We start from the raw sequence: 21911 nt of genomic DNA, 5'->3' as shown, positions 1-21911 counted from the left end.
CCCCAAGGAATTTCCATGAAGAACAAGAAACTCGTCCTGCTCGCCGCGGCAACTGCTCTGACGCTACTCTCCACCCAGGGCGCTTTCGCGCAGAAGAAATACGACACCGGCGCCAGCGACACCGAGATCAAGATCGGCAACGTCGAGGCCTATTCCGGTCCGGCCTCCGCCTACGGCATCATCGGCAAGACCGAGGAAGCCTATTTCAAGATGGTCAACGACCAGGGCGGCATCAACGGCCGCAAGATCAACTGGATCTCCTACGATGACGGCTATTCGCCGCCCAAGACCGTGGAGCAGGTCCGCAAGCTGATCGAGAGCGACGAAGTATTCCTGATCTTCAACGCGCTGGGCACCCCGACCCAGACCGCCGTGCAGAAATATCACAATGCCAAGAAGGTGCCGCAGCTGTTCCTCGCCACCGGCGCCAGCAAGTGGAACGACCCGAAGAATTTTCCCTGGACCATGGGCTTCCAGCCCAGCTACCGGGTCGAGGCGCGGATCTTCGCCAAATACATCCTGCAGGCCAAGCCAGATGCCAAGGTCGCGATCTTCTATGCCAATGACGATTTCGGCAAGGACTACGTCGCCGGCATCAAGGAGATCTTCGGCGACAAGGCCTCCTCGCTGGTCGTCGCGGAGGAGAGCTACGAGACCACCGAGCCGTCGATCGATTCCCACATCGTCAAGCTGAAGGGAACCGGCGCCAACGTCTTCGTCAACATCTCGACGCCGAAATTCGCGGCACAGGCGATCAAGAAGATCGCCGAGCTCGAATGGAAGCCGATGCATGTGATGACCGACGTCTCGATCTCGATCGGCGCCGTGATGAAACCCGCGGGCCTCGACGCGTCGGAAGGCGTGCTGTCGGCGACCTATCTGAAGGACGCGTCGGATCCGCAATGGAAGGACGACGAAGGCATGAAGAAGTTTCTCGCCTTCATCGACAAATACATGCCGGGCGCCAACGTCTCCGACACCAACCTCGTCTACGGCTATGCCGCCGCGCAGACCCTGGCACAGACGCTGAAGCAGTGCGGAGACAATCTGACGCGAGAGAACGTGATGAAGCAGGCCGCCAGCCTGAAGGACTTTACGCCCGATACGCTGATCCCCGGCATCAAGATCAACACCGGCGCCAACGATTTCGCGCCGATCGAGCAGCTCAAGATGATCCGCTTCAAGGCCGGCCAGTGGGAGCTGTTCGGCGATATCATCAGCGCCGAAACGGGCGGTTAGTTGCACATGATGGCCGTGGGCGATGGCGCGCAGCTCGCGCCTTCGCCCGCCGCCATGCGGATCTCCGCCACCGGCAGACCCAGCCGGCGATCGTCGCCGGCGGCCGCAAAGCGCGGACATGTCCATGCCAGTATCGCCGTGCCTGATGACGGTCGATCGAGTTGCAGGACGAAAGCACCGGCGTCGATCGCGATCGCTGCATCGGCGACCCGCATGCCGTCGAGATAAAATCTTACCCCGATCCGATCCAAAGGCTCGCGAATCTCGGGCGATACGATGCGGATGATGCTGCGTCCGGGCGACACCTTGATCCGCAAGGCAGCTTCCGGCTCACTCCAGCGAAAGCTGTGGCCCTGCCAGACCTCGCACGCGTGGAAGCCGGCTTGCGCCATCACCTCATCCCCGAGACGCGACAGCTTCGTGCCAGCGGGCTCGCTGCCGCCCTGAATGCAATCGAGGCGCTGAAAGTGAATCAGTGAGGCGATATAGCGCTTCAGCCAACGCGCGATGCTGTCGGGAGAGCCGCCCATGGTGAGCATGGTCAGCACACAGCGGGCATAGACTGCGGAGAGGCGCGCTGAACTGCGCGCAGAGCGGCCGCCGACCAACGCGATCACGCCCCAGCGCCCGAGCGCCTGCACGCTTTCGCCGTTCACTCGAGCGGATCGCATCCGTGCGCCGAGGGCACTCCGCGCAAGCGCGGTGTCGAAATCGTCGCGCTTGCTCCACTCGGTGGGCACTTCCAGCAGCTCGCTACCGGGATCACGGTGCGCCTCGCCGAGATAGCGGATCTCGCCCCGAACGAAATCGAGCGTGAACGTCTTCAGCTCGCCGATCTTGCCTATGTAATAGTGATGGAAGCGCGCCTCTTGCAGATAACCAATGGCATGGCCTCTCGCGTGATATGCCGCAGCCAGCACCCATTCGGCGAAATGGCCGAGCTCCTCGCGCAGGCCGCCGCATTCCCAATAAACGTCGCGCCGCGTCACGAAGCACTGATCAAGCACTTTGCGCCAGGGATGCCGCTTCATGCCGAACTCGATGTCGGCCTGGTACATCGCAGCCTCCGCCACGGACAATCGATTGTGGCAGATCGGAACCGAATGGCAGGAAAAGCCGGCCCACTCGGGATGAGCCTCGATGGCGCGGATGCACAGCTCGATCACATCGGGCGCGGGCCAGCAGTGCGATTCGGTGAAGAACAGATAGCTGCCGCGGGCTTTGGTTGCGCCGAATGCGCACAGCCCGATATCGTGTTCGGAATCAGTGAACTCGAGGCGAGCCTCGTCGCCGGCCAGCGCCTTCAACGCCTCGCGCGTCTTGAAATCCGGTGGCACGACCAGGATGATTTCGTAAAGCGACTTGTCCGCGGTCTGCGATGTCCAGCCGAGCCAGGACTGCTCCCATTGCCCGCGATGATATTCGAGCGGGATGATGATGGAGAACAGCGGAGATTCGCCGAGGCATGGGGCGCGCGCGTTCTGCATACCCCCTTATAGACGCAGGCAACGCCATTCCGGATTCTTTCTTGCGGACTATACCGACAGAAACAGTGCGAAGGATTCTTCCACCGTGCGGCGCAGATGCTTTCCGTACAACGCATGGTTGGCGTCGCCGGGCCCGACCCTCCCCAGCGACGGCTTCGGGACGTTCCGGAGCGGTACGTAGGCGATCGGCGCTGCGATCGGCGTGAGCTGTGAACCAGGCCCGGCGCGGAGCGTCGAGATGATGCCGTACATCTCGCCGGCGACCGTCGGCCGCGACACCGTGATCACGCGATGCTGGCCGTGCTTGATGATGACGAGGTAGATGAAGCCTGACTGATGCGGGACGGCGACCTCGCCGGTATGATCGTAGGCGGTATCGGTGCGATCGCCCTCCCGAAAGACCAGCGAAGACACCTTCGGCTCCCAGACGATCTCGGTGCGGTACGCGAAGATCGCGTCCTTGTCGCCGAACGACGGCCGCAGCGTGATGTAGACGTCCTCGAGCCAGGTCACGGCGCGATGCGCATAGGAGCCAAGACTGTCGGGAGCGACATCGTTGGCGGCCTGAGGCGCCGCCACGACGGGACTCTTCCGCAAGGAGACGCCTAGCGCCTGCTCCAGCCGGACCGTCGTCGCCAGCGTAAACGGCCGTCGGCCGCCGAGCACCTTCTCCAGCGTCGACAGGCTGAGCTTGGCCTGCTCGGCCAGCGTCTGCCGGGAGATCCGGCGTCTGGCGAGCTCCTCGCGAATGGTCTCGGCGATCTCGCGGCTCTGCTCGTCCGAAAGCTGCTTGTCGGCGGATTTGTCCTGAATCTGCATCGCTAACCCTGCTCCAGCACGGCCATTCTAGCAGGGCGGACAAACCAGCACAAAACCGCACATGGGCGCCCCACGGCGGCCTGCGCGGGCCGGCCGCGGCGGAACATGACCGATCATTCTGCTCGCGAAATCGGCCCCTCCCAGCGAATGCTCAGAGCCAGCAAACGTCCTTTCGGGAGCAGGCCAATGGACACCTACGACACAGCCGACAACGACGAGCACCCCATGTTGAAGGGGCTGATCAAGCTCGGATTGTTTCTTCTCGCGCAGGGCATCGCGGTGATGCTGATGGCCTTCGTGGCCCTGCTCGTCAGCTTCGGGACCAGTTGGTCGGCCACGACAGATCAGGCCAGCCTGCTCCAGCCCGGCGACGCCAAGTCCGGCTCCCTCTTCCTGAAGGAGGATGGCACCACCACCGAAGCGATCCGCCTCGGCACCGACATCGATATCACGGTCTCGGGCCCGACGCTGCGCGCGCGCGTCACCCAAATCTTCCGCAACCCGACCAAGGACTGGGTCGAAGCAACCTATGTCTATCCGCTCGCGGCCGGCGGCGCCGTCGATACGCTGAAGATGGTGGTCGGCGACCGCGTCATCGTCGGCGACATCAAGGAGCGGCAGCAGGCCCGCGTGATCTACGAAGAGGCGCGCCGCACCGGTCAGAGAGCCGCGCTCACCGAGCAGGAGCGGCCGAACATCTTCACCAACTCGGTTGCCAATATCGGCCCCGGCGAAACCGTGCTGGTGCAGATCGAATATCAGGAACCCGTGCATCAATCCGGCAACGAATATTCGCTGCGCCTGCCGCTGGTGGTCGGACCGCGCTACAATCCGGCGCCGATCGTCCAGAGCGTCGACTTCCGCAAGGACGGATCGGGCTGGGGCGCGACGACCTCGGACCCGGTCCCGGACCGCGACCGCATCTCGCCGCCTGTGCTCGATCCCGCCAGGAATGCACCGGTCAATCCGACCAGCATCACGGTGCGCCTGAAGGCCGGCTTCGCGCTCGGCGAGGTCAAGAGCCACCACCATAAGGTCAAGGTCGAAAGTCCGGACAACACGGATCGTGTCATTACGCTCGCCGACGGTGCCGTCCCCGCCGACCGCGACTTCGAGCTGACCTGGAAACCCGCCGCCGAGAAGGCACCGTCTGTCGGCTTGTTCCGCGAACATGTCGGCGACGCCGACTACCTGCTCGCCTTCGTCACTCCGCCCAGCGCAGAACAGACGACACAAAAGCCATTGCCGCGTGAGGTCGTGTTCGTGATCGACAATTCGGGCTCGATGGGCGGCACGTCGATCGTCCAGGCCAAGGCCAGCCTCGCCTACGCTCTGTCGCGGCTCCAGCCGACCGACCGCTTCAACGTCATTCGCTTTGACGATACCATGGACATGCTGTTTCCCGCCTCCGTGCCGGCAGACGCGGCCCATGTCGGTGATGCCACCTCGTTCGTGAGCGCGTTGCAGGCACGCGGCGGCACCGAGATGGTGCCGGCAATGCGCGCCGCGCTGGCCGACAAGCTCGGCGACACCGGCATGGTTCGCCAGGTCGTCTTCCTGACAGACGGCGCAATCGGCAACGAGCAGCAATTGTTCGAAACGCTCAATGCAATGCGCGGCCGCTCGCGCGTCTTCATGGTCGGCATCGGGTCGGCGCCCAACACCTATCTCATGACACGCGCCGCCGAGCTCGGCCGTGGCGCCTTCACCCATATCGGTTCCGTCGAGCAGGTGGAGGAGCGCATGCGCAGCTTGTTCGCCAAGCTGGAAAACCCGGCCGTAACCGGCCTTACCGCGAAATTCTCCGAGGCCAACGCCGACATCACCCCGGCGATCATCCCCGACGTCTATCGCGACGAGCCGCTGGTGCTGGCAGCAAAGCTCGACAAGCTCGCAGGCTCCCTCGAGATCAAGGGGCGGGTCGGCGATCGGCCATGGTCGGTAACGCTGCCGCTGCAAAATGCCGCCGAAGGCAACGGCCTGTCGAAACTCTGGGCCAGGCGCAAGATCGGTGACGCCGAAGTGGCGCGCGCCATGCGGGAGCTCGCGCCCGAGGAAGCCGACAAGGCGATCCTGGCGCTGGCGCTCGACCATCAGATCGTCACGCGCCTGACCAGCCTTGTCGCCGTCGACAAGACGCCGAGCCGGCCCGAAGGCGCGCCGCTCAAGCTCAGCGAATTGCCGATCAACCTGCCGGCCGGCTGGGATTTCGAGAAGATGTTCGGCGAACGGCCGCAGATCCCCTCGCAGTTGCGTGAACGCCACGCCGATGCGCGCACCTCACCCGCCGCGCGGCGTCCGACACCCGCAGCGCCTGACGCGATCCGTCTGCCCAAGACAGCAACTTCGGCCGAGCTGAAGATGATCGCAGGCCTGGTCCTGATCGTGCTCGCCCTGATCCTGTTCGTGTTCAACCGGCGTCGGCTCTTGCTCACCGACGCCGCTTGAGAGAGGAGCCTCCCCGAGCTCCTCTGTTAGCGCGCGCGGCTGCCCGTCCCATACCAACGGCCGCGCGCGCCTTTTTCTCTGTCATTGTGACGAGCGAAGTGACGAGAGTAGATGTCATGCTCCGCCTCTTATCTCCCCTGGTTCTGGCACTGATCGGACTCATCCTGTTCGGCGACGGCGCCTACATCCATGCCAAGGCGTGGCTGGCGCAGGTGCTGCTGGAGCGTGCATTCGACAAGAGCCTTGCGACGGGCGAGGTGATCAAACCATGGGCATGGGCCGATACCTGGCCGGTCGCGCGGATCGAAGTGAAGCGGATTGGCGCCAGCGCGATCGTGCTGGAAGGTACGAGCGGCCAGGCGCTCGCCTTCGGGCCGGGCCACATCCATCAAACGGTTGATGCCGGCGAGCGTGGAGTTGCCGTATACGCAGCGCATCGTGACACCCATTTCCGCTTCTTGCGGAATGTTGCCGTCGGAGACGTCATTGAGGTCACCCGCCGCGACGGCAAGCATTTTCGCTATCGGGCGGATTCTTCGGCCGTTGTCCGTTTCGACGCGTCGGGCATCGCCCCCTCGACGCAGGGCGTGGAACTCGTGCTCGCGACCTGCTGGCCGTTCGACGCCGTTACGTCCGGCCCGGAGCGCTACGTCCTGCATGCCACCTTGATCGAAACGCGTGAATAGCGGTTCGCAATCGACCCATCCGGGAACGATCGAGCCTTCTCAAACCGCGCCGGACACGCCGGGTCCATCGCGTTTGACGCGACCGTGAACTGGCGCCGCCGACCAGAGACCTGTAAGAAGGTTCCATTGTTTTTGGACGTTGTAATTTGCGAAAGCTCGATAGATGGACGACGAGTTCAGGCAGCGCCTCGAACAGCGATTGGAGCAGCTCGAAAATCGCGTCGCGCTGCTCGAAAGGAATCAGGATCTCATCGCCGCCGGACAAAGACGATCCTCGCTCCGGAGCCTCTGGCGGCGTCCGCCGATGTGGACCTTCGAGCAATATCCACCGCGCCTGCTCAACCTGAGGGCTTTCCCGCCAGCCCCCTCGATCCATGAGAATGCACCGCGGATCGCGATGGTCACGCCGAGCTACAACCACGCGCAATATCTCGGCGCCACGATCGACAGCATCGTGAGCCAGAACTATCCGAACCTGTATTACCACGTGCAGGACGGCGCCTCGATCGACGGCACGGCTGATCTCCTGAAGGGCCGCGGCGAGAGCATCAGCTGGAAGAGCGAACCTGACAGCGGGCAATCGAACGCCATCAATCTCGGCTTCGCCGGCGTCGACAGCGAGATCATGGCCTATCTCAACAGCGACGACATGCTGCTGCCGGGGACGCTGGCCTATGTCGCCAACTACTTCACGTCGCATCCGCATGTCGACATCGTCTATGGCCATCGCGTCTTCGTCGATCGCGAGGGACTCGAGGTTGGCCGTGCCGTGCTGCCGCCCCATGACGGGCGCGCGCTGCAATATGCCGACTATATCCCGCAGGAGACGATGTTCTGGCGCAGGCGCGTGTGGGACAGAGTCGGTCCGATCGACGAGAGCTTCCACTACGCGATGGATTGGGACTTCATCCTGCGGGCGCAGGCCGCGGGATTCAAATTCGTGCGCCTGCCGCGATTTCTCGCCTGCTTCCGAATCCATGATGCCCAGAAGACGGCATCGACCTACGCGATCGGCGTCCGGGAGATGGGCATACTGCGGCGCCGCGCTCTCGGCTTCGATCCGACACAGATTCAGATTCGCCGCGCCATCGCCCCCTATCTCGCGAGGCAGGTCATCTTTCACTACGCCCACAAGCTGAGCCTGCTAGGATACTGAGCGGGCGGCGATCACCCACCTCGTGCCGCATGGTCATCGTGATCGAGCCAGATCCGCTCGAGCCCGATGCCGAGAGGTCGCGCGTCGGGGCTCAGTCCGAGATCCGCGGGCGAGCGTGGATCGGATAGCGACAGGCTGATGGTCAGCGTCCCGTCGGCGGCAATCGCGGCGGGATCGAGCATCAACCTGCGCAAGCCCGCGAACGCCTCTCTCGAGAATGTCAGTTGCTGCGGCGCTCCATTGCCGACGCGGCATGCCGCCTGCAATTGCGGATTCCTCTCGGAAATGAAGGCCCGGCACGCCAGCACAAGCTCAACCGGCCGTGACGGAATGGGATGGACCTCGAACCGGAGCACGCAATTCCTGGCAATGGACCAGGTGCCCCATTGCTCCGGCTCGCTCCATCCCTCGATCAACGCGGCGACGCCCGCTCCGCCATGCGCGAATTCGAGCTGCTTTGCGCCGAGGACCGGCGCGGACACGGGAGCCTTCAGAGCGGCCGGATCGAACGGCCCCTGATCCGGAACGAACTGCGCGATCACGCGCACTGCATCCGCAATCGAATTGAGCCCAAGCGCAGAACCATCCAGCTCGTAAGCCACACGGTTCGGTCCGGTCACGCGAACACCCCGGCCGGGTGGCGGCCGGTCCGCTAGGCGGGCAGGAATGATGATGTCGGCGACGTCGAACCCATGCGTGCGCGCGAGTTCGCTGATGGTCTGCACGGTCCGATCATACAGGGGCGGCCGATGGTTGATGTCGGTCGCGAGCGCCTGCGCCAACGCCTTGAAGTCGAGCCGCACCTCGTCGTGATCCGCCAGCAGCAGACGCTTGAGGACAAGCATGTCCTTGGCGATGAAGAGCTGGAGCGCGTTGAGATCGGGAAGTTGGGGATCCTCGTCAATGGGTCCGAAATCGCGCGCTCCTCGCGGCGTCTCGAGCAGATCAGTGGTCTCGAAGAACAGCGCGTGACCGGTGCTGTGCTGCGAGAATCCGGCCATGCTCAGCGGCCGCGACAGCCGGATGAAACTGTCGGTCAGCGCAGCGTTGGCGATGCCGGACGCCACATCGGGCGATAGACCGATGAAATAGCGGCCGCCGATCGCACGCATTCGATCGATGACGCTGCGGCGGACGAACGAATTGTAGATCATCGGCAGATGCGCATAGTTCGCCTGGAAACCGAAGATGCGCCTCAGTTCGTCGCGCGACGAAACTCGCTGTGCGGACGAGGTGAGGTCGATCTCGGCGAGCAGCTGGTTGCGGAAGGCTGGATGGTAGTAGCTCGGCCAGTGATAGGTGTAGGCGCTCCAGCTCAGGAGATCGATGTTTCGGCCGGAGAGCATCTCCGATGCCGCGGCGCATGCATAGGGCATCAGCCCGTCGTCGTCGCCGATGAAGGCAACGTACTCGCCCGAGGCGTGGCCGAGCGCTACCTCCCAATTGTCGGTCATGGTCAGAACGACCTCGCTGGCAAAATGCCTGAAGCGATCGTCCTGGAGGTCTGCGACGATCTTCTCAATCTCGGGATTGCCGCCATTGTTCTGAACGATGAACTCGCAATCTGCATGCGCAGGCTGGCACGCCATGGTCGCGAGCGCGTGGCGAAGCGTGTCGGGACGATCGAGGGTCGGCACCACGATGGACAGCAGCGGCATGATCACCATTTTGAAAGAATGAGGGTCACGGTTTCCTAGCATCTTGCCGGACCGTTCGCACTTTCGCCAAAAGTCTCGTGATGCTAGCCTTATCGTCAGATCCTGCCCATTCCGTCTCGCGGCATGGAGCGGCCACGATCAGCCCCCGAAGCCGGCGCGCGGGCGCGCGTTGCAACAAGAACAAGAAGTGAGGGAAGCGCATGGAAGCTCAAGTGCCCGCCGCATCGGTTTCTCCGCGCCCATGGTCTCCATCGCCCGATGCCGGAGAGATCGTCAAGGGCATCCACGCCATGCTGCACCCGCACAACATCGTGCTGGTGGGCGCGACCGACAAGCCCGGCAATTATGCCGAACGCATCTGGAATAACCTGATCAAGTACGGTTACGAGGGCGGCCTCTATCCGGTCAACGCCAAGCGGGAAACCATCTGGGGCGTCCCCTGCTACAAGGATTTTGCGAGCCTCCCGGAAAAGCCGGATCACGTTCTGGTGCTGGTGCCGGCGCGCTTTGCCGTACAGGTGATCCGCAATGCCGCGGCCGCCGGCGCACGGTCGGCCACCATCGTCACCTCGGGCTTCAGCGAGTTGCAGGATGACGAGAGCCAGAAGCTCGCCGCCGAATTGCAGGCGGCGATACGCGAGACGGGCCTTGCGGTCACCGGACCGAACTGCCTCGGCAATCTGAGCGCCGGCGAGAAGCTTTTCACCAACATCGACGACCGCATCGTCACCATGGAACAGGGCGCGGTGGCGATCGCAGGACAGTCCGGTGCGATCGTCATGGCGATCCGCCAAGCGCTGGAGGATCGGGGTGTCGGCGTCGGCTACATGGTGACATCGGGCAATGAGGCCGGGCTCGAGACGCCGGACCTGATGCGCTATTTCGCCGAGGATCCCAGCATCAAGGTGATCGTCGTCTACCTCGAAGGCGTACGCAACACCAAGGCGTTCCGCGATGCCTGCAAGGCAGCGCGCGCTGCCAGCAAACCCGTGATCGCACTCAAGCTCGGTTCGTCCGAGGGTGGCCGCGCCGCGGCGATGGCACATACGGGTGCGCTTGCAGGCTCGATCGAGACGTTCGACGCCATTGCAACGCGCGAAGGCGTCATCCGAGTCGGCGGCCTCGACGAGCTGATCGAGACCACCGAATGCTTCGTTCATTGCGGCGTGCCCAAGGGCGACCGGCTCGCGGCGGTCACGCTGTCCGGCGGCAAGCGCGGCATGCTGCTGGACACCTTCTATGCCGAGGGCCTGAACTTTGCGCCGCTCAGCCCGCACGTCGGCTCCGAGCTTGCGAAGATGCTCGGCCCGGGGTCGATTGTCGGCAACCCGCTCGATGCCGGCTTTGCCGCGGTGGTCGATCCCTCCGTCTACATGAAGTCGATCAAGCTGATGATCGACGATCCCGATATCGACATCGTCATCGTGGATGCCGAGCTGCCGAAAGCTTCGCACGAGCTGCGCGAGCGAAATTTGCGTATCGTCGACGACATGGCGCGCCAGGGCGGCAAGCCCGTGATCTATATCAGCGCGATGTCGATCGGCTTCACCGAGTTCACCAAGACCTTGCGCAAATCGCTGCCGCATCTAGCGGTCATGCAGGGCATGGACCGGGCGGTGACCGCGATCAAGTCGCTGCTCGACTACGCCAGGCTGCGCAAGGAGGTGCCCGATATCGTCCCGAGCTCGAAACCTGCCGCGCGCGCCGTGCTGGAGAAGGCGCTGAAATCGGCGAGCGGCGCCGCGCTCGACGAGGTCGCCTCGAAAAAGCTCCTGAAGGCCTATGGCATTCCGATCTCGAAGGAGGCGATCGCACAGACCGCAGCCGAGGCGGTGAAGATCGCCAAGCAGATCGGCTTTCCGGTCGTGGCGAAACTCGTCAGCGCCGAGATCCTGCACAAATCCGACATCGGCGGCGTGGTGTTGAACTTGAACAGTCCGGCCGAGGTGAAGACGGCGTTCGCCGACATCACCGCGCGGGTCGCGAAGCTGAAGGGCAAGCCGAAGCTGGACGGCATTTTGATTGCGCAGCAGGTCAAGGCCGAGCTCGAGCTCGTCGTCGGCGCCTCGCTCGATGCCGAGATGGGACCTGTCGTGCTGTTCGGCACCGGCGGCATCGACATCGAGCTGATGAAAGACGTCGCGCTTGCCGGCGCGCCGCTGGACGAAGCCGAGGCGCGGCTCCTGATCGGCCGCACCAAGGCCGGCATGAAGCTGCGCGGCTATCGCGGCAAGCCGGCCCTGCACGAGGCCTCCGCGGTGAAAGCGCTGGTCGGCCTGTCCAATTTGATCGCGGATGCCGGCGACCGGATCGCCTCGATCGACATCAACCCGTTCCTGATCAACACCAGGACGGGCGTAGCGGTCGACGCCCTGATCGTGCTGAACAATACTGCTGCCAGGCGAGTTGCCGGGCATTGAAGCCGTAGGGCGGATTAGCGCCAGCGTAATCCGCCAAACTATACGACTGCTGAGGCGAAAACGGCGGGTTACGCTTCGCTAACCCGCCCTACGTACCATTGGGGGCTTCTTCCAACTTCCCCGCTTTGGCCGTAGAATCGCCTGATGGCACGCGCGAGTAATCTGGTGATCGGAACGGCAACGCTGGCGGTGATTGCCGTGGCGTTCGGCGGCCTGCTCGGCGTGCAGAAATGGCGCACCATCCAGAGCCGCAGCCAGTTGCGCGTTGTATTCGAAGGCGGGTCCGCCAGCGGCCTGCGCCGCGGCGGACCGGTCAATTTCGACGGCGTGCCCGCCGGCCAGATCCTGTCGATCAAGCTGGACAATCCGCGCAGGATCGTGGCGCTGGTGATGCTCGACAACACCGCGCCGATCCGCAAGGACACCGTGGCGGGCATCGAGTTCCAGGGCCTCACCGGCGTCGCCGCGATCTCGCTGATCGGGGGCGCGCCCTCCGCGCCGCCGGTGCCGCTGGACTCGGACGGCATCCCCGTGCTGACCGCCGATCTCAGCGACGCCGAGTCCATCGTCGACACCCTGCACAGTGTCGACCGCACCATCGTCAGCAACGCCCCCGCGATCAAGGAGGGCCTGCGCACGTTCGAGGACTACACCGCCGACCTCCGGAGCAAGGGTGGCGAAATCGACTCCGTCATGGCCAAGGTCGACACCGCCTTCGCGGGCTTCGACAAGGCGGTCACGAAGCTCGAGGGCGTGGTGCCCGGCTTCGTCGACGGCAAGGCCGACGAGCTGTTCGAGAAGATACAGGGGCTGCACGAGCTCGCCGACACCATGAGGAAAAAATCGGCCGGCTACCTCGAGGACATCCGTCGCTCGCTGCTCGACGTCAGCGAGGCCGCCAACAAGATGAGCGGGACGCCGGCCCCCACTGCCGCCCCGCGCCCGCCGCGCAAGCCGCCGCAGAAGAAGCAGTGACGCCTCCCCTATCCTCCCTCTCAAGGGAGGCGACGATGCCTCACCACGCGTAGCGCACGACGCCCTTGCCGGCGTAGGAGCGGGTGAGGTTCGAGAACTCTCCCTCGAACGTCGCCGATGCAGACCAGCCGTTCATCCAGTTCATCTGCGCTGATGCCGTGGTCAGCGCCGCATCGCGCGCCTGGGCGGCACCGTTCACGACGAAAGCCGAACCCGGCAGGGTCTGGAACACCGCGCCGACAGTGCGGTCCGGATTGTAGTCATGCGCCCAGGCGAGGCGGCCGCGCAGGGTCACCAGGCCACCGGCCGCGGCAAACGATCTGTCCGCGCGCAGGCCGAGTTCGGTGCGCGTGCTGGTGACGTCCTTGGCGGCATAGTTGAGCGCGAAGACGTTGCTGCCGACCACGGCAGCCTCTGCATAGGTCGGAAGGCTGAACAAGGTGGCCTGGAGCGCCGCATACGGCGTGACGCCAGCCCACTGCATGGCATAGCGATAGCCGCCCTCGATGCGGCCCGAGATCGCGTTGGCGTTGAACTGCGCACGCAGCTGGTCATAACCGGCAGCCGTTGCGACGCGGTTGGTCGTGACGTCCTGCCAGCCATAGGCGAGCGCCGCTGTGATGTAGGCCGGTCCGGCCGTATGACGCACGAAGGCGCCGGCCTGAAATAGATCGGAGCGCCCCCAACCGAGCCCGTTGACGTTGAAGGCGGTGCCGCCCCCTGCGAGAGCAAAGCCCGCAATCGTCGACGGCGAGAAGCGGTAATCGAGGCCCACGGCAGTGCCGTAGGCACTGCTGCTCGTGTTGTTCGAGCCGAGGCCGGAATTGCCGTCCGTGGTCTGCGAGCCGCCATAGCCGGCCGTCCACACATCCCAGCGCTGCTCGAAGGTTGCTGCCGGTGCCTTGCGGTAAATCGAGGCGAAGGCGTCGCGCGCGCTCTTGTCGCGCGCATTCGCGTCCGCGGCAAATGACGAGGCGCCAGCCGTGCCGCTGCGTCCAGAGCTGAAGACGTCGGTCAACAGGCTCATGAACAGGTTCATCGCATTGAACGTCGTCTGCTGCGATCCCGTTGCGGATTCACCCGAGGCCTGCGTCAGGCCCCCGGGACCAAGACCCGCGAGTTCGGCCTGCAGGAAGCCGTTGGTGTTGAAGAATTTCTGAAGCGTCGTGGCAACGTTCTGCTGGTTGACGTTGAGCGCGTATTTCGCGCCGTAGCTCAGCGTGAAATCGAGGAAGACCTCGTTCGATCCGACGCTCGTCGTGCCGATGAGGCCACCCGGCGCGGCAACGCCCGAAAAATTCCCGACGGAGGTGCCGAAGAAGTTCATGATCGAATAGTGCTTCATCACCGCGGCGCCCGGATACAGCGCGACGCCGACAGTGCCGTCCAGCGCGACATTGCCCGTGACGAGCGCGTGGCTCGTGCTGGATCCGCTACCGACCTGCACCACATAGAACGAGCCGGACTGAAGGGTAAGATCGCCCTGAACCTGCATGCTCGAGCCCGGGCCGCCGTCGCCGGGCGCATAGATGCCGCCGTTGGCGATGAGGGTATTGCCAACGATTCCGGCGCCGAACAAGGCACCACCGGCATTCACGGTGGTCAGGCTCGACTGCGAGATGTCACCATCGACCCGCAGGATGCCGCCGTTCACCGTGGTCGTGCCGGTGTAGGTATTCGCGCCCGAGAGGATCAACGTGCCGCTGCCGACCTTTTCCAGCGAGCCGGGGCCGACGGGACCGCAACCGCAGGTATCACCGATGACGCCGCTGGCCTCGGTCGAGAGGTTGTTACCGCCGACGACGAGGGTATTGCCGCCGCCGATGTAGTAGAAGCCGCTGCCTTCGATCGATCCTGCGGTGATGCGACCATCGCCGGCCGGACCGGTGCCTCCACCGAAATCGACGACGCCGGTCCCGGTGGTGATGAAGCGTGCGTTGCCGCCGGTGGAGTTGTCGAAGAATTCGGTCCTGCCGCCGTCCTTAGTGATGATCGTGGCATTGCCGGCCGTGGTGAACGCGCCGAAATCGGTGAGACCATCCGCTTCATTGATGATGGTTGCATTGCCGGCGGTCGCCGTGTCGGAGCCGGCGAACGTCCCGAACACGGTCCCGCTGAAATCCTTGTTCACGATCGTCGCCGAGCCCGCCGAAGATTGCTCGATGAATATCGTGCCGCCGCCATTCTGGTTGGTGATGTTGGCCGCGCCTGCATTAGTCCGTCCGAAGAAGCCGATCAGGCCGCTGTCATTGATGATGGTGGCCCGACCGGCCGTCGCGGTGTCGGCTCCACCCCCGAGCGGATCGCCGAAATACACCTGGCCGTTGTTGGTGATCACGATCGAGCTGGCGGAGCTTGCGTTGAGGAACATCGTCGTGCCGGAGAAGGCGTTCAGGATCGACGTGATTCCCGACGTGTCGGCATTGACGATGCTGAAGAGGCCCTCGTTGGTGACGGCGCCGACCATGCTCGCAGTGTGGGTCGCGTCACCGAGCTGCAGGGATCCGCAATTGCAGATGAAGGTGCCGCCGGTATAGGAGTTCGCGCCGAGCAGCGCCAGGGTACCTGGTCCCTGAACATTGATGCCGTCGCTGCCGACGATGCGCGAAACGATCGCGGCCGAGGGATCGCTGGTGCCGGTCACATCGTTGGTGACGAACGTGGTGCCGCCCGCAGCCAGCCTGAGGTCGCCGCCCTGAATGGTATAGATCGAGCCGTCGGCGGTCAGGTCGAAGCCCACGAGGCTGGTGAGCTGCACGCCGCCCGGCGTAACCGTCACCGTGCCGCCCGTCGCCGGCGTCGAGGGAGCGCTACTTCCGAACAGCGTGCCGGCTGACGCGGGATCATAGGCGGTGCTGGTCGCGCCAAAGACGTCGGTCCAGTTGGTCGTCGTGTTGTCCCAGACGCCGCCCCCGCCGTTGACGGTGCCGTTCGGTGTGGTCTGTGATCCGTTGAAAACCTGCTGGGCCCCGACCGGGCTCGCCACAGCGATCGCGGTCACGACGAGGCCGGCCCCGAATGCCGCGCGCTTTGCCGCAGCACTCCGGCGCGGGCAACTCCCCCCGCTCGATCGCAACCAAGCCCCCACGCTCGTTCCCCACCCCGCGGCGCTCCCCAGCGGCGCCGCAGGGAACTTAGGCGAAGAGGATGGGCGGTAGAACTACGGGGCATCGAGAATCCGCCCAAATGGACCCCAACTCGGGCAGATTCAACAGTCCATGTTGTAACCGCGCCACGGTTTTGCCGAGCGCCATTCCCATTCCGCGCACATACGGACGCATCAGAACGTTCGCGCACTTGTGGACCGCCGTTCACATCAAGGGGTGACCGTCCAACTCATGGTGCCGGCAGGGGCTCAGTAATTGCTCGGCGACGACCCATTCGGGATGCCGTCGATCGGACATTCGTCGGTGCCGGGGGTCGAGCGGGTCATCGCCTCGACCATGTCACGCGTGCCTTCGGGATCCTTGATCCAGTTCTTGTAGAAGTCATAGGGGCACGCCGCGACGCCGCGCGGGCTTTCGCCGGAATTGATCATGCCGGTGTAGCCGCGGTGGACCAGCTTGTAGAGATGGTTCTGTGACTGGCCGTTGCGGCGCGCGTCACGGATCAGATGTTTCGACAGCTGAGCGTACTGGATGCCGTAATCCTCCTCCCCGCATTCGCCGAGCGTGCGACCGTCGAAGCCGATGATCGCGGAGTGGCCGAAATAGGAGTAGACGCCGTCGAAACCGGCGGCATTGGCGACCGCGACATAGACGTTGTTGGCCCACGCCATCGCCTTGGAAATAAGGACCTGCTGCTCCTTGGCCGGATACATGTAGCCCTGGCAGCGCACAATCAACTCGGCACCCTTCATGGCACAATCACGCCAGATCTCCGGGAAATTGCCATCGTCGCAGATGATCAGGCTGACCTTCATCCCCTTGGGGCCGTCGGAGACATAGGTGCAATTGCCGGGATACCAGCCCTCGATCGGCACCCATGGCATGATCTTGCGGTACTTCTGCACGATCTCGCCCTTGTCGTTCATCAGGATGAGGGTGTTGTAGGGCGCCTTGTGCGGATGCTCCTCATGTCGCTCGCCGGTCAGCGAGAACACGCCCCACACTTTTGCCTTGCGGCAGGCCTCGGCGAAGATCGCTGTCTCTTCACCCGGCACCGCGCACGCCGTCTCGTACATCTCCTTGGAGTCGTACATGATGCCTTGCGTGGAATATTCGGGGAAGATCACGAGGTCCATGCCGGGCAGGCCGGCCTTCATGCCCACCACCATGTCGGCGATCTTGCGGGCGTTGTCGAGCACCTCGGCCTTGGTGTGCAGGCGGGGCATCTTGTAGTTCACCACGGCGACGCCGACGGTATCGTTACTGCTGGAAATGTCACCGTGAAGCATGTTGGGCGCTCCTGTCGTTTATTGGTTTGAGGTGCGTTAGTGGCTGATCATCCACGGCCGCGCAGTCGGAAAGCCCTTGGCGCCGCTCTTCGTCTTGGTCACCAGCCGCGCCGGCTTCTTCTTGTCGATCGCGTTCTTGTCCTTCACGGTCTTGCCCGGAGAGCAGCAGCCGCAGCCGGGACCGTGCGAGGCCTTGTATTGCGCGAGCGTCTGCGGCGAGTGCGAGCTGCGCTCGTTGATGGCGTGTGCCTTGCGCTTGTCTGACGGCATGCAGAAGAAATTCGGCGCGGTCAGAATGACGCGCGGCGCCATGGTCTCGCAATGCGGGCAGCTTTGTGGATCGTCGCACTCGGCCATCGGGCGCAGGTCCTTGAACGGACCGCAATCGTCACAGAGATATTCATAGACCGGCATCGCATCATCCCTACGCTCTTGCCTGTTCAACGGAGCTCGCTTGCACCGTTCGTGCAGAGATAGCCCCTCACCTCAACCCTCTCCCCGTAAGGACGGGGAGAGGGAGCGCACCGACTACTTGTCCGGCGAGATCGGCATCTGGATATCGCCGGTGATGTGCTTGATGGGACCTGCCGCCGACGGCATCACGTCGAAGTCGAAGATCTCGGTCGGCAGCCACAGCGTGGCGCAGGCGTTGGGCACGTCGACCACGCCGGAGATGTGGCCCTGACATGGCGCGGTGCCGAGGATCGAATAGGCCTGTGCGCCGGAGTAGCCGAACTTCTTCAGGTATTCGATGGCGTTGAGACAGGCCTGGCGATAGGCGATGTGAACATCGAGATAGTGCTGCTTGCCGGCTTCATCCACCGAGATGCCTTCGAAGATCAGATAGTCCTTGTAGTTCGGCGTGATCGGGGACGGCTTGAAGATCGGGTTCTTGATGCCGTATTTCGACATGCCGTCCTTGATCACCTCGACCTTCAGATGCAGCCATCCCGCCATCTCGATGGCGCCGCAGAAGGTGATCTCGCCGTCACCCTGGCTGAAGTGCAAATCGCCCATCGAAAGACCTGCCCCCGGCACATAGACCGGGAAGTAGATCTTCGAGCCGCGCGAGAGATCCTTGATGTCGCAATTGCCGCCATGCTCGCGCGGCGGCACCGTGCGCGCACCTTCCGCGCCGATCTTGGCTTTCACGTCGCCCTTGGCACGGCCGCCATGGGCGGTCGGCGCGAACGGCGGATTGGCAAGGCCCGGCACGCGGGTCGGATTGGTCGAGATCAACTCGGACTCGCGCTTGTTCCAGGTCTCCAGCATCTTTGGATCGGGCAGACAGCCGATCAGGCCGGGATGGATCAGGCCGGCGAAATTTACGCCGGGCACGTGTCGGGACGAGGTGTAGAGGCCCTTGATGTCCCAGATCGATTTCTGCGCCAGCGGGAAATGGTCGGTGAGAAAGCCGCCGCCATTCTGCTTGGAGAAGAAGCCGTTGAAGCCCCACAGGCTCTCTTTCATCGGGCCGACGTCGAGCAGATCGACGACGAGGAGATCGCCGGGCTCGGCGCCCTTGACGCCGATCGGACCCGACAGAAAGTGCACGATCGACAAGTCGATGTCGCGCACGTCATCGGCGGAATCGTTGTTCTTGATGAAGCCGCCGGTCCAGTCATAGGTCTCGATGATGAAATCGTCGCCGGGATTGACCCAGGCCACGATCGGGATGTCGGGGTGCCAGCGGTTGTGCACCATGTCATTTTCGTAAGCCGATTTGGTCAGATCGACCTTGATCAGTGTCTCTGGCATCGAGATGCTCCCCTTTTACACGGTTGGTTAGACGGACAGATATTTCGAGACCTGTGCGGCATCGACGGCGTGGCGCGGATCGTCGCGCACGATCTCGCCGTTCTCGATCACCAGCACGCGGTCGGCAATGTCGAGCGCGAAGCTCAGGACCTGCTCGGACACGACGATCGAGAGCCCCTTCTCGTCGCGGATGCGTTTCAGGGTCCGCGCCATCTCCTTGATGATGGAAGGCTGGATGCCTTCGGTCGGCTCATCCAGCAGCAGGACTTTTGGCTTGGTTGCGAGCGCACGCGCGATCGCGAGCTGCTGCTGCTGGCCGCCGGAGAGATTGCCGCCGCGGCGGCCCTTCATCTCGAGCAGGACCGGAAACAATTCGTAGATGTCGCCGGGCACCTCGGATTCGCCCGCAACGACGAGGCCGGTCTCGATGTTCTCCTTCACCGTCATGGTGGAGAAGATCATGCGGCCCTGCGGCACATAGGCGAGGCCCTTGGCGACGCGCTCGTAGCTCTTGAGGTTACCGAGCTCGGTGCCGTCCATGGTCACCGAGCCGCTCCTGGCCGGCAGGATGCCCATCAGCGACTTCATCAACGTGGTCTTGCCCATGCCGTTGCGGCCCATGATCGCCACGATCTCGTTGGGCGCGACCTTGACGTTGAGCCCGTGCAGCACCTCGCTCTGGCCGTAGGCGACGTGGAGATCGGAAATTGCCAGCATCAGCGTGCTCCTAGGCTCGGTACGTCTTCCTTCTCCCCTTGTGGGAGAAGGTGGCGCGGGCGGAGCCCGCGACGGATGAGGGGTATGCATCAGCGGATCCGAGCGGCAGCTTGATCTGCGGAGAGATACCCCTCACCCGGATCGCATCTGACGATGCGATCCGACCTCTCCCACAAGGGGAGAGGTGCACCGTCGATGCCTCGACGGACTCATTGGTTTTCACCATCGTCAGTGCCCCAGATACACTTCAATGACCTTGGGATCGTTCTTCACCTTCTCCATGGTCCCCTCGGAGAGGATCTGGCCCTGGTGCAGCACGGTGACCTTGTGGGCGATGTCCTCGACAAACTTCATGTCGTGCTCGATCACCAGCACCGAGCGGTTCTTGATGATGCGGTTGAGGAGCTCGGCGGTCTTGGCGCGCTCGGACACGCTCATTCCGGCGACCGGCTCATCCAGCATCAGCAAATCAGGGTCCTGGATCAGCAGCATGCCGATCTCGAGCCATTGCTTCTGGCCATGGCTGAGCTCGTCGGCATAAGTGTTGAGCTTGTCCTTGAGGAAGATCATCTCCGCGACCTCCTCGACCCGGTCCTTCACCAGTTGGTCGCGCTGAAAGGTCAGCGAGCCGAACACGGTGCGGCCGCGCGGAAACGAGATCTCGAGGTTCTCGAACACGGTGAGATCCTCGAACACGGACGGCGTCTGGAATTTGCGCCCGACGCCGGTCTGCACGATCTCGTTTTCCTTCATCTTCGTGAGCTCCTTGCCACGAAACTGGATCGAGCCCGAGGTCGCCTTGGTCTTGCCGCAGATCAGATCGAGCACCGTGGTCTTGCCGGCGCCGTTGGGACCGATGATGACGCGGATCTCGTTCTCCTCGACGTAAAAGGAGAGATCATTGACCGCCTTGAACCCGTCGAACGAGACGGTCAGTCCGGAGACAGCGAGCAGGAATTCCTTGGGCTGGTGTCCAACGAGCATGATGGCTTCCTCACTCTGCCGGTGCGCCGTCGGCGACCGAATTGTCGTTCCAGCCCGGCTTCCGCTTGCGAGAGGCGAACAGTCGGTCGATGCGCGGCTGCACGTAATCGGCCCAGAGCCCGGACAAACCGTTCGGGAAGGCGAGCACGACTGCGATGAACAGCGCGCCGAGGCCGAACAGCCAGAGTTGCGGGAAGGATTCCGACAGGCTGGTCTTGGCGAAATTCACCAGGATGGCGCCCCAGATCGCGCCGAAGATCGACATGCGTCCGCCGACCGCGGTGTAGATCACCATCTCGATCGACGGCACGATGCCGACAAAGGACGGCGACATGAAACCGACATTGAGTGCGAACATGGCGCCGCCGATCGCGGCGAAGACCGCGGCCATGCAGAAGGCAAAGATCTTGAAGTTGGCGACGCTGTAGCCGGAGAAGCGGACGCGATCCTCCTGTTCGCGCATCGCCACCAGGATGCGGCCGAGCTTGGTCAGGCGGATGAACTGCGCGATGCCGATGCAGGCGAACAGCAGCACCACCTCGACGAAGTACAGGATGACCTTGGCGTGGTCGGGCCGGATGTCCCAGCCCTTGAGGGTGCGCAGGTCGGTCATGCCGTTGATGCCGCCGGTGTAGCCCTGCTGTCCGACGATCAGGATGGTGAGGATGGCGGCGACGGCCTGGGTGATGATCGCGAAATAGGTGCCGCCGACACGGCGCTTGAACATCGCGGTGCCGATGATCAGCGCGAACAGGCCGGGGACCAGGATGATGGCGAGGATGGTGAAGGTGAGGCTGTGGAATGGTTGCCAGAACAGCGGCAGCGAAGTGATCTGATTCCAGTCCATGAAATCGGGGATGCCGGGCGTCGACTGGATCTTCGTGTTCTCGACGCTGGAAGCCTCCAGCTTGAGAAACATCGCCATGCAGTAGCCGCCGAGACCGAAGAACACGCCCTGGCCGAGGCTCAAGATGCCGCCATAGCCCCAGCACAGCACGAGGCCGAGCGCGACAAAGGCGTAGGTGAGGTATTTCGCAACCAGGTTGAGGCGGAACACATCCAGCGACAGCGGCAGAATCACGAACAGCACGGCGGCCAGAACAATGAAGCCGATGAGCTCGGAGCGATTGAAGAAGCGTGAGTTGATGATCATGACTTGCCTGCTTCT

General features: G+C 63.5%; 16 protein-coding genes. 6 read left to right on the top strand and 10 right to left on the bottom strand.

What is annotated here, in order from left to right:
* Window positions 1-15: 15 nt before the first annotated feature.
* A complete protein-coding gene (locus tag GGD66_RS28045) occupies window positions 16-1239 on the top strand; it encodes an ABC transporter substrate-binding protein (RefSeq protein ID WP_092251617.1) in 1224 nt (407 codons plus the stop codon).
* Here GGD66_RS28045 and GGD66_RS28040 read toward each other — a convergent pair.
* Window positions 1236-2726, bottom strand: coding sequence for a glycosyltransferase family 2 protein (locus tag GGD66_RS28040; protein WP_092251616.1), 1491 nt, complete (start codon window positions 2724-2726; stop codon window positions 1236-1238). The two genes, GGD66_RS28045 and GGD66_RS28040, sit on opposite strands and share 4 nt — an antisense overlap.
* Window positions 2727-2774: 48 nt before the next feature.
* Window positions 2775-3545, bottom strand: a complete 771-nt coding sequence (locus GGD66_RS28035; RefSeq protein WP_183259608.1) for a helix-turn-helix transcriptional regulator — start codon at window positions 3543-3545, stop codon at window positions 2775-2777.
* Between the two features lie 186 nt (window positions 3546-3731).
* Here GGD66_RS28035 and GGD66_RS28030 point away from each other — a divergent pair, with 186 nt between their 5' ends.
* The 3 genes from GGD66_RS28030 to GGD66_RS28020 all read left to right on the top strand — a co-directional run bounded on the left by GGD66_RS28030 (window position 3732) and on the right by GGD66_RS28020 (window position 7835).
* Window positions 3732-5993 (top strand): marine proteobacterial sortase target protein, encoded by a 2262-nt coding sequence (locus tag GGD66_RS28030; RefSeq protein ID WP_183259607.1) that lies wholly within the window; start codon window positions 3732-3734, stop codon window positions 5991-5993.
* 116 nt (window positions 5994-6109) lie between these two features.
* Complete coding sequence (locus tag GGD66_RS28025) at window positions 6110-6679, top strand: class GN sortase (protein ID WP_183259606.1); 570 nt, start codon at window positions 6110-6112, stop codon at window positions 6677-6679.
* Between the two features lie 163 nt (window positions 6680-6842).
* Window positions 6843-7835: a glycosyltransferase gene (locus tag GGD66_RS28020; protein ID WP_183259605.1), complete on the top strand. Its 993-nt coding sequence runs from the start codon at window positions 6843-6845 to the stop codon at window positions 7833-7835.
* A gap of 11 nt (window positions 7836-7846) precedes the next feature.
* On the opposite strand, the gene GGD66_RS28015 is transcribed toward GGD66_RS28020, so the two are convergent.
* On the bottom strand, window positions 7847-9493 hold the full coding sequence (locus GGD66_RS28015) for a glycosyltransferase (protein WP_246788988.1): 1647 nt from the start codon (window positions 9491-9493) through the stop codon (window positions 7847-7849).
* A gap of 200 nt (window positions 9494-9693) precedes the next feature.
* Between GGD66_RS28015 and GGD66_RS28010 the strand changes: the two genes are divergently transcribed.
* Both GGD66_RS28010 and GGD66_RS28005 read left to right on the top strand, forming a co-directional pair.
* On the top strand, window positions 9694-11913 hold the full coding sequence (locus tag GGD66_RS28010; RefSeq protein ID WP_183259603.1) for an acetate--CoA ligase family protein: 2220 nt from the start codon (window positions 9694-9696) through the stop codon (window positions 11911-11913).
* A 144-nt stretch (window positions 11914-12057) separates the two neighbouring features.
* Entirely contained in the window at window positions 12058-12888 is an 831-nt protein-coding gene (locus tag GGD66_RS28005; protein ID WP_092251609.1) for an MlaD family protein, read from the top strand.
* A gap of 40 nt (window positions 12889-12928) precedes the next feature.
* Here GGD66_RS28005 and GGD66_RS28000 read toward each other — a convergent pair whose 3' ends face one another.
* The 7 genes from GGD66_RS28000 to urtC form a co-directional block, all read right to left on the bottom strand.
* Complete coding sequence (locus GGD66_RS28000; RefSeq protein ID WP_183259602.1) at window positions 12929-15889, bottom strand: autotransporter domain-containing protein; 2961 nt, start codon at window positions 15887-15889, stop codon at window positions 12929-12931.
* Between the two features lie 354 nt (window positions 15890-16243).
* Entirely contained in the window at window positions 16244-17284 is a 1041-nt protein-coding gene (locus tag GGD66_RS27995; protein WP_183259601.1) for an aliphatic amidase, read from the bottom strand.
* Between the two features lie 36 nt (window positions 17285-17320).
* Complete coding sequence (locus GGD66_RS27990; RefSeq protein ID WP_183259600.1) at window positions 17321-17698, bottom strand: zinc ribbon domain-containing protein; 378 nt, start codon at window positions 17696-17698, stop codon at window positions 17321-17323.
* Window positions 17699-17812: 114 nt separating this feature from the next.
* Window positions 17813-19042 carry a formamidase gene (gene fmdA, locus GGD66_RS27985; RefSeq protein WP_092251605.1) on the bottom strand — a complete coding sequence of 410 codons (1230 nt, stop codon included), beginning with the start codon at window positions 19040-19042 and terminating at the stop codon, window positions 17813-17815.
* A gap of 27 nt (window positions 19043-19069) precedes the next feature.
* Window positions 19070-19759 (bottom strand): urea ABC transporter ATP-binding subunit UrtE, encoded by a 690-nt coding sequence (urtE, locus tag GGD66_RS27980; protein ID WP_183259599.1) that lies wholly within the window; start codon window positions 19757-19759, stop codon window positions 19070-19072.
* A gap of 228 nt (window positions 19760-19987) precedes the next feature.
* Window positions 19988-20743 (bottom strand): urea ABC transporter ATP-binding protein UrtD, encoded by a 756-nt coding sequence (gene urtD, locus GGD66_RS27975; protein WP_091964397.1) that lies wholly within the window; start codon window positions 20741-20743, stop codon window positions 19988-19990.
* Between the two features lie 10 nt (window positions 20744-20753).
* A complete protein-coding gene (gene urtC / locus GGD66_RS27970) occupies window positions 20754-21896 on the bottom strand; it encodes an urea ABC transporter permease subunit UrtC (protein WP_038949523.1) in 1143 nt (380 codons plus the stop codon).
* Window positions 21897-21911: the final 15 nt, after the last annotated feature.

It is taken from the genome of Bradyrhizobium sp. CIR48 (genome assembly GCF_014198315.1).
Taxonomy (GTDB): domain Bacteria; phylum Pseudomonadota; class Alphaproteobacteria; order Rhizobiales; family Xanthobacteraceae; genus Bradyrhizobium.
This window is presented reverse-complemented; position numbering and strand designations above follow the sequence as displayed.